We start from the raw sequence: 5,529 nt of genomic DNA, 5'->3' as shown, positions 1-5,529 counted from the left end.
GCCGTCGGCGACGCCGACGTCGATTCGCCTGCGTGCCCCCGTCTCGACCACCTCGAACGCCTGTTCGACGCTCCCGATACCGAGGTTGGTCGCCACGATGTTCGCCGTCCCGACGGGGACGGGTACGAGCGTCGTCCGGTCGAACGCGTCGGCCCGGTCGAGGCCGTCGATGACCTCGTGGACGGTTCCGTCCCCACCCGCGACGGCTATCAGGGTGGCGCCGTCGGCCGCGGCGGCCCGGGCGAGTTCGGTGGCGTGACCCGCGCGCTCGGTCTCCTCGACCCGGAATCCCCGTTCTTCGGCGAGTTCGCGGACCCGGTCGGCGTGGTCGGCGGTGCCGCTCACGGGGTTGAGTACGAGCCACCGCCCGTGGTCCGTCTGGGGCATCGCACCGGCGATCGGTTCGTCGACCAACGTCTCCCCAGCCTGTCTCATATCCGTACGTCGAGCCCGTCGCCTAACAATCTGTTTGCAGCGATTCGCCGGGCGGTTCGGCGGTCGCAACTCTATATCACAGACCCCGATAGTAAATTCAGGCTATCCCGTTCTCGGCTAAAAGACTGAAAGGGATGCCTCGACTACACCGCCCCAATGGTCGATGATTCTGCAGGCGGCGACCTCGGATTGACCGGTGCGGTGTCGATGGCTCTCGGGGGGATGATCGGCGGCGGCATCTACGCGGTTCTCGGCGTCGTCGTCAACATCTCCGGCGCGACGGCGTGGGTCGCGTTCCTCCTCGCCGGCCTCGTCGCCCTCTGTGCGGGCTACTCGTACATCAAGCTGAACCAACTGAGCCACCCCGAAGGCGCGTCGCCGACGTATCTGGAGTGGTTCGCGGACAGTTCGACGCTCGCCGGGATGGCGGGGTGGACGCTGCTGTTCGGCTACGTCGGGTCGATGGCGATGTACGCCTACGCGTTCGGAAGCTACTCCGTCGACATGCTCGGCGTCGAGCAGGTGTTCGGCCTCCCGCTCCGCGTACTCCTCTCTCTGGCTATCGTTGGCCTGTTCGTCGGGCTCAACCTCGTCGGCGTCGAGGAGTCCGGCTGGGTCGAAGTCGTCCTCGTCGTCCTCAAGATAGCGGTCCTCGTCGGCTTCGTCGGCTTCGGGCTCTGGTTCGGGTCGTCGAACGGCGGCATCGACACCGGCATCGACTCGCTCGGCTTCGAACCCATCATGGCCGCCGCGATGTCGTTCGTGGCGTTCCAGGGCTGGCAGTTGCTGATGTACTCCCAGAGCACGATTAAGGACCACAGCGACACCAACCCGACGGCCATCTACCTCTCCATCCCGACGGCCGTCCTCATCTACATCGGCGTCGCCATCGTCACGACGAGCATCGTCGGCGTCGACCTCGTCTCCCAGCACCCCGAGGTGGCGCTGGCGACGGCCGCCTCGGAGTTCGGCGGCGGGACGGGGCACTTCATCATCGCGCTGTCGGCGCTGTTCTCGACGGCCAGCGCCATCAACGCGACGCTGTTCACCAGCGCGCAGTTCTCCGACCGACTCATCGCGAACGATCTCTTGCCGGACCGACTCGACACGAGTTCCCCCGACGAGTTCGAGGAGGGCGAGGAACTCCCCAAGCGCATCATCCTCCTCCTCGGCGTGCTGACCGCCGCGTTCACCGTCGTCGGCAGTCTGGAGGGCATCACGTCGTTCGCGTCGCTGACGTTCATCGTCGTCTTCGGCGCGATGAGCTTCCTCGCACTGCAACAGCGTGACCACGAGGACGTGTCGGCGATTCCGCCCGCCGTCGGGCTGGTCGGCACGGTCCTGTTCCTCCCGATGATGGTGTGGCACCTGTTCACCTCTCAGCGCGCCGTCTTCTACACCGTCGCCGCCATCAGCGTGGTCGTCGTCGTGCTCGAACTGGTCTACTTCGAGACGAGTCTGTTCTCGGGCGGCGACGGCGAGTCGGCCGTGAGCGGAGACTGAGGCGGTTTTCTCACGGCGGCGTCCGCGTTCGAGACGCTCCGTGCGTATCCGGGAACAGAGACGGCGAGAGGCTTCGTTCGGACGGTAAGTAGTCTCAGGCGGGGTCGACCCGCGAAGACGCGAATCCGCTCGTCCTCTGGGTTCGGAATCCGCTAGACTATCCGCTCGTCACGTTCGTTCCTCGCAGGATAGTCCCGGGCGGATTCGAACCGCCGTCAATGGCTCCAAAGGCCATTATGATTGGCCACTACACCACGGGACTCCGAGTCACATCTAACCGCGCATCGCGGGACTGCAGTTTCCACTCGTCGGTGAGCCTTTGAAAATGCATCGGGTTCGACCCGCCGTCGTCAGTCGGTGTCGGAGTCGCCTCAGCCGGGACTCAGCCCGTCGTCGACGCGTCGTTCGACGGAGAACCCCCCGCACTCGGGGCAGACGTGATACTGGACGTCGTACGCTGTCCCGCATCCGCGACAGACGTAGGGGAACTCCGGCTCCCCCCGTGTCTCCGCCTGTTCGCGAGGTCCCACGCCCGCGAGACGGAGGAGACGACCGATAGCCTCAGTTCCTACCATAGACGGGGAATCTCGGTGCGCTAACTTAACGCTTCGTCATCGTCTCGACGCCGGAACTCAGTCCGCGGGCGTCTCCTCGGGTTCGCTCGCCAGTTCGAGGTAACAGCAGGCGTCCGTCTCGGGGTCGAAACAGTCCGGACACTCGCTGTTCCGGTCGATGATGGTGTCGAGTCGCTCCGCGACGGTGTCGTCTATGACGGGTTCGAGTTCCCGCGCCTCCGCCCGGAACTCCTCGACGTCGAGGACGTTCGCGAGGAAGCGTTCGATGATACAGTACGTCTGGAGGGCCTCGCGGGCGCGGACGATTCCCTCGTCGGTGAGGCGAACGCCCTTGTACTTCTCGTGTTCGGCGAGCCCGCGCCCTTCGAGTTTTCCGATCATCTCGTTCGCACTCGCGGGACTCACGTCGAGCATGTCCGCCAGTGCGCCGGTCGCTGCCGGGCCGTCTTCCATCTCCTGTAAGAGGTAGATTGCCTTCACGTACTGGTCTGCGGTGTTCATCGATGTCCTCCCGGTGACTCGGCTCGCGTCATTCGCGCGTCTCCATGATTTTCGTCACAGCCTCGACGCCCTCGGCCTCCTCCTCTCGAATCTCCGAGAGGAGGGCGACCAGACGCTCGCGGTCCACGCTGAACTGCGCGTCGCTGGCCTCGATGGCTTCGATGAGGTCGTCGTAGAACTTGTACGCCGTCTCTTCGTTGCAGAGTTGGTCGTAGAGGACGCCGTCGAAGTCGTCCGGCTTCGTCTTGCCGTACTGCGCTTCGACCAGCGTCTCGATGTCCTCGAACGGGATGCTCTCGGCGTCGAGTTCGTCGATGATCGACTCGAGTCGTTCGCGATGCTCTGCGGACTCTTCGGCGGCGTGTTCGAGGAGTTCTTCGATCTCCTCGTCCAGTTCGCGGTCCTCGTCGGCGAGCGACTGGTAGTGGTGGTACGCCCGCGCCTCGACCACCTCCTCCAAGACGACGCCTATCTGGAGCAGACGGGCGAGTTGGTGGTCCGAGGACACGCGGTGGCCGACGCTCATGACGTTACCCGGGCCGCGTGCGATACCCTGACGTTCATACACGTTCGCAGGGTTGTGACCGACTTAAGCGGTTCCCTCGCCGTCCGTCGCACCGACGGCGACGGCTCTCGCGGCGGTTCGAGCGACGGGCGACCGCCGGACGACCGCGACGAGACGGCGACAAGAACCACAACCCCTCCGCGAGTACGGCCCCCATGGCGAACCCGGACTGGTACCGTGACGCGATAATCTACTCCATCGACGTGAAGACGTTCAACGACTCCGACGGCGACGGCTGGGGGGACTTCCGCGGCCTCATCGACCGACTGGGCTACATCGAGCAACTCGGCGTCGACTGCCTGTGGCTCCGCCCGTTCTACCCGAGCCCCATCCAAGACAACGGCTACGACGTCTCGGACTACTACGCCGTGGACCCGAAACTGGGGACCCTCGGCGACGTCACCGACCTGGTCGAACGGGCGCACGAACGCGGCATCCGCGTCATCATCGACACCGTGTTCAACCACACCTCCGACCAGCATCCGTGGTTCAAGCGGGCGCGCGAGGACCCCTACTCGGACTACCACGACTACTACCTCTGGACCAGCGACGTCGAGAACGCCCAGAAGCGGGGGAACATCTTCCCCGACTACGAGGACGGCGTCTGGTCGTACGACGAGGTGGCAGAGAAGCACTACTTCCACCAGTTCTACAGCTTCCAGCCCGACCTCAACGTGGCGAACCCCGACGTGCAGGAGGAGATATTCGACGTGCTGGAGTTCTGGCTCGACCTCGGGGTGGACGGTTTCCGCATCGACGCCGCGCACCCGATGACGATGCCCAAGGGCCACGACGGCACCAAACTCGACGACCCCATCGGTCTGTTCGAGGAGATGAAAGCGCGCGTGCACGAGAAGAACGAGGAGGCCATCCTCCTCGCCGAGGCGGACGACCAACCGGACGAACTGGCGTACTACTTCGGCGGCGGCGACTCCTTCGACCTGATGTTCAACTTCGTCCTCAACTCCCACCTCGTCTACGGCGTGGGCGTGAAGGACACGTGGCCGCTTCACCGCGCGATGGAGGTCCTGCCCGACGTCTCCGACGTGGGCCACTGGGCGAACTTCCTCCGCAACCACGACGAGTGGAACCTCCTGAAACTCCCGTGGGAGGCGATGGACCACGGCCGGGAGTTCTTCGGCCCCGAGGACGGCAGTTCGTGGATATTCGGCCGCGGCCACCGCCTCCGTCTGGCGGACCTCTACGCCGGCGACCACGACCGAATCGCCCTCGCCCACAGCCTCATGCTCGCGATGCCCGGCACGTCCGTCCTCCTCGCCGGCGACGAGATAGGGATGGGGGCGAACCTCGACCTGCCGGAACGCGAAGCCGTCCGGACGCCGATGCAGTGGTCGAACAACCGCAACGGCGGCTTCTCGACGGCCGACGCGGACGAACTCGTCAACCCCGTCACCGCCGACGGCGAGTTCGGCTACCGGTCGGTCAACGTCGCCGACCAGATCGTCGACCCGACTTCCCTCCTGCGGCGCATCGAACGCCTCGTGGACGCTCGTCGGCTCTGTTCGGAGATCGGCACCGGCGACATCGAGGTGAGAGACGTGCCGCCGAAGGAGGTGTGGGTCCACCGCCTCACGAAGGGGAGTACGGTCCTCCTGACTGCGCACAACACCGCCGACGAACGCCGCGAGGTCACCGTCGACTTCGAACCGCCGGCCGCGGCCGCCACGCGCATCGTCGGCCCGGGCGAGTACTCGGTCGAAGACGGACGGTGCACGTTCACGCTCGACGCCTGCGAGTACGCGTGGATTCGCGGCGACAGGCGGGGCCAGCGAGTGCCACTCGGCCGGCCCTGAGACTGGCCCCGTGCGGTCGTCCGCTGTCCGCGGTCAGCGGTCCGCGGGACCGATGCCGACCGACGCCGGCGCCGGCGCTCGTGGTGACTAAAATCGAGAGCGAGAGAGAGAAAGACCGCAGGTGTCGCGGAACCGC

At 65.6% G+C, this 5,529-nt stretch carries 6 protein-coding genes and 1 tRNA gene; 2 read left to right on the top strand and 5 right to left on the bottom strand.

Annotation, left to right across the window (positions count from 1 at the left end; all coding sequences use genetic code 11):
• The coding region (locus GJ632_RS18915) for a diacylglycerol kinase family protein (protein WP_197428090.1) at window positions 1-435 on the bottom strand (435 nt) is incomplete at its 3' end.
• Window positions 436-591: 156 nt separating this feature from the next.
• Here GJ632_RS18915 and GJ632_RS18910 point away from each other — a divergent pair.
• Window positions 592-1,938 carry an APC family permease gene (locus tag GJ632_RS18910; protein ID WP_191453743.1) on the top strand — a complete coding sequence of 449 codons (1,347 nt, stop codon included), beginning with the start codon at window positions 592-594 and terminating at the stop codon, window positions 1,936-1,938.
• A 189-nt stretch (window positions 1,939-2,127) separates the two neighbouring features.
• Here the strand turns inward: GJ632_RS18910 and GJ632_RS18905 are convergent.
• The 4 genes from GJ632_RS18905 to GJ632_RS18890 all read right to left on the bottom strand — a co-directional run bounded on the left by GJ632_RS18905 (window position 2,128) and on the right by GJ632_RS18890 (window position 3,540).
• Window positions 2,128-2,200 (bottom strand) — tRNA-Gln (locus GJ632_RS18905).
• 109 nt (window positions 2,201-2,309) lie between these two features.
• The gene (locus GJ632_RS18900) at window positions 2,310-2,513 is read right to left on the bottom strand and encodes a hypothetical protein (protein ID WP_089805356.1); all 204 of its coding nucleotides are present in this window, start codon (window positions 2,511-2,513) and stop codon (window positions 2,310-2,312) included.
• 57 nt (window positions 2,514-2,570) lie between these two features.
• The gene (locus tag GJ632_RS18895; RefSeq protein ID WP_089805353.1) at window positions 2,571-3,014 is read right to left on the bottom strand and encodes a metal-dependent transcriptional regulator; all 444 of its coding nucleotides are present in this window, start codon (window positions 3,012-3,014) and stop codon (window positions 2,571-2,573) included.
• Window positions 3,015-3,042: 28 nt separating this feature from the next.
• Window positions 3,043-3,540: a ferritin family protein gene (locus GJ632_RS18890; protein WP_191453742.1), complete on the bottom strand. Its 498-nt coding sequence runs from the start codon at window positions 3,538-3,540 to the stop codon at window positions 3,043-3,045.
• Window positions 3,541-3,734: 194 nt separating this feature from the next.
• Here GJ632_RS18890 and GJ632_RS18885 point away from each other — a divergent pair, with 194 nt between their 5' ends.
• Window positions 3,735-5,393, top strand: a complete 1,659-nt coding sequence (locus tag GJ632_RS18885) for an alpha-amylase family protein (RefSeq protein WP_089805349.1) — start codon at window positions 3,735-3,737, stop codon at window positions 5,391-5,393.
• Window positions 5,394-5,529: the final 136 nt, after the last annotated feature.

The sequence above is a fragment of the Halogeometricum sp. CBA1124 genome, from assembly GCF_009741955.1.
GTDB classification, from domain to species: Archaea; Halobacteriota; Halobacteria; order Halobacteriales; family Haloferacaceae; genus Halogeometricum; species Halogeometricum rufum.
The sequence above is the reverse complement of the archived record's forward strand: the minus strand, read 5'-3'. Positions and strand labels throughout refer to the sequence as shown.

Excerpts from the sequence above, each read along its gene's own strand:
- GJ632_RS18910 (WP_191453743.1), top strand. The coding sequence starts at position 592 with ATGGTCGATGATTCTGCAGGCGGCGACCTCGGATTGACCGGTGCGGTG.
- GJ632_RS18900 (WP_089805356.1), bottom strand. The coding sequence starts at position 2,513 with ATGGTAGGAACTGAGGCTATCGGTCGTCTCCTCCGTCTCGCGGGCGTG.
- GJ632_RS18895 (WP_089805353.1), bottom strand. The coding sequence starts at position 3,014 with ATGAACACCGCAGACCAGTACGTGAAGGCAATCTACCTCTTACAGGAG.
- GJ632_RS18890 (WP_191453742.1), bottom strand. The coding sequence starts at position 3,540 with ATGAGCGTCGGCCACCGCGTGTCCTCGGACCACCAACTCGCCCGTCTG.
- GJ632_RS18885 (WP_089805349.1), top strand. The coding sequence starts at position 3,735 with ATGGCGAACCCGGACTGGTACCGTGACGCGATAATCTACTCCATCGAC.